The organism is Streptomyces sp. NPDC060194 (assembly GCF_042728285.1).
GTDB lineage: Bacteria > Actinomycetota > Actinomycetes > Streptomycetales > Streptomycetaceae > Streptomyces.
Genome location: NZ_JBHWZH010000282.1, coordinates 1 through 2,275 on the forward strand (window position 1 = coordinate 1; position 2,275 = coordinate 2,275).

At 75.9% G+C, this 2,275-nt stretch carries 2 protein-coding genes; both read left to right on the forward strand.

Features of this window, described 5'->3' with window-relative positions:
- The first annotated feature begins 93 nt into the window (after positions 1–93).
- Positions 94–942, forward strand: coding sequence for a TrmH family RNA methyltransferase (locus tag ACFWEG_RS28885; RefSeq protein ID WP_387221038.1), 849 nt, complete (start codon positions 94–96; stop codon positions 940–942).
- Positions 943–1,074: 132 nt separating this feature from the next.
- The gene (locus ACFWEG_RS28890; RefSeq protein WP_387221040.1) at positions 1,075–2,175 is read left to right on the forward strand and encodes an ATP-binding protein; all 1,101 of its coding nucleotides are present in this window, start codon (positions 1,075–1,077) and stop codon (positions 2,173–2,175) included.
- Positions 2,176–2,275 lie beyond the last annotated feature (100 nt).

The window sequence follows — 2,275 nt, forward strand, 5'->3', positions numbered from 1 at the left end:
GCAGGCGCCCGCCTGCGGGTCCTTCCGCTGTCCGCCGCCGTCCCCACCCCGCCGTCCCTCCCGTCTTCCGCCGACGATAGTGAGCCGCCGCCCATGGGCACCCCCGAGCTGATCTCCCCCCGCTCCCCGCGCGTCGCCGCCGCCCGCCGGCTGGCCCGCCGGAACTTCCGCGGCAAGGAGCGCCGCTTCCTCGCCGAGGGCCCGCAGGCCGTCCGCGAGGCGGCCGCGCACCGCACCGGCGGCGAGCCGACGCTGACGGAGCTGTTCGCCACCGTCGAGGCCGCCGAGCGGTACGCCGACATCGTGGCGGCCGCGCGGGAGGCCGGGGCGCGGGTGCACCTCGCGGCCGAGGAGGTCATCGAGGACGTCTCCACCACGGTCACCCCGCAGGGCCTGGTCGGCGTCTGCCGCTTCCTCGACTCGCCGTTCGCGGAGATCATCGCGGCCCGCCCCCGGCTCGTCGCCGTCCTCTCCCACGTCCGCGACCCCGGCAACGCCGGCACCGTGCTGCGCTGCGCGGACGCCGCCGGCGCCGACGCGGTGGTCCTCACCGACGCCTCCGTCGACCTCTACAACCCCAAGGCGGTGCGCGCCTCCGTCGGCTCGCACTTCCACCTGCCGGTCGCCGTCGGCGTCCCCGTCGAGGACGCCGTCCGCGGGCTGAAGGAGGCGGGCGTACGGGTGCTCGCGGCGGACGGGGCCGGCGAGCACGACCTCGACGCCGAACTGGACGCCGGCGCCATGGGCGGCCCCACCGCCTGGATCTTCGGCAACGAGGCCTGGGGCCTGCCCGAGGAGACCCGGGCGCTCGCCGACGCGGTGGTCCGCGTCCCGCTGCACGGCAGGGCCGAGAGCCTCAACCTCGCCACCGCCGCCGCGGTCTGCCTCTACGCCTCCGCGCGCGCCCAGCGCTCGGCGGGCGGCTGCCGCGCGGGCGCCTGAGCCGCTCGCGCGGGGGCGTACGGGTTCGAGTCCCGTTCCGGGCCGAGCGGCGCGGCGGGTCCTAGTAAGGTGACCCACTCCGGGGCCCGTTGCGCCGGCCGGAAAAGGTGGGATGCGGGGATGACTATCGCAATGAACGGTGCGTCGCCTGCGGCGGAGCGCGGTGGCGTCGACGACGCCGGACTCCTCGCCCTCGATCCGGACGAGCTGGCCGACGGGCTCGTCGTGGCCGACGAGCACGGCCGGGTGGTGGTCTTCAACGCCGCCGCCGTCCGCATCACGGACATCCCGCGCGAGCGGGCGCTCGGCCGCCCGCTGGAGGACGCCTTACCGCTGGAGGACCTGGAGGGGCGCCGCTGGTGGCGCTGCACCGACCCCTACGGCGGGCTCGCCACCCGCTCCGGGCAGCCGGAGCGCAACCTGCTGCTGCCCGGCGGCCGCGAGGTCCTCGTCACCGCCCGGTACGTCCGCGAGCGGCCCGCCGGGCCGGTGCGGCGCCTGGTGATCTCCGTCCGGGACACCGAGGCCCGCCGCCGCAGCGAGCGCAGCCACGCCGAGCTGATCGCGACCGTCGCCCACGAGCTGCGCTCGCCGCTCACCTCGGTCAAGGGCTTCACCGCGACCCTCCTGGCCAAGTGGGAGCGGTTCACCGAGGACCAGAAGAAGCTGATGCTGGAGACCGTCGACGCCGACGCCAACCGCGTCACCCGGCTCATCGCCGAGCTGCTCGACATCTCCCGCATCGACTCCGGCCGCCTGGAGGTGCGCCGGCAGCCCGTCGACATGCCGACCGCCGTCGGCCGCCACGTCCAGGCGCAGGTCGCCGCGGGGCAGCGGCCCGAGCGGTTCTTCGTCCGGGTCGCGGGCCCCCTGCCCGCGCTCTGGGCGGACCCGGACAAGATCGACCAGGTGCTCAGCAACCTCCTGGAAAACGCGGTGCGCCACGGCGCGGGGACTGTCACCATCGAGGTCACGGCAGCGAGGCTCAAGAACCGGGCGGAGGGGACGGCGGTCACCGTGAGCGACGAAGGCCCCGGCATCCCCGAGGAGTCCATGGCGCGCGTCTTCACCCGCTTCTGGCGCGGCAGCAAGCGCGGCGGCACCGGGCTCGGCCTGTACATCGTCAAGGGCCTCGTCGAGGCCCACGGCGGCGCGATCACCGTCGGCCGCGCGCCCGGCGGCGGTGCCGAGTTCCGATTTACGTTGCCCGTGGCGGCCCCGGCCTACCTCTGACGAGGACGGCCCCGCGGCCCCACGGGCCATTCCGATGCGTCACCACCCGTAGACTCGTGCCTGGTGCGACCGGCACGGGGTGGGCGCGTTCGCCCACCCC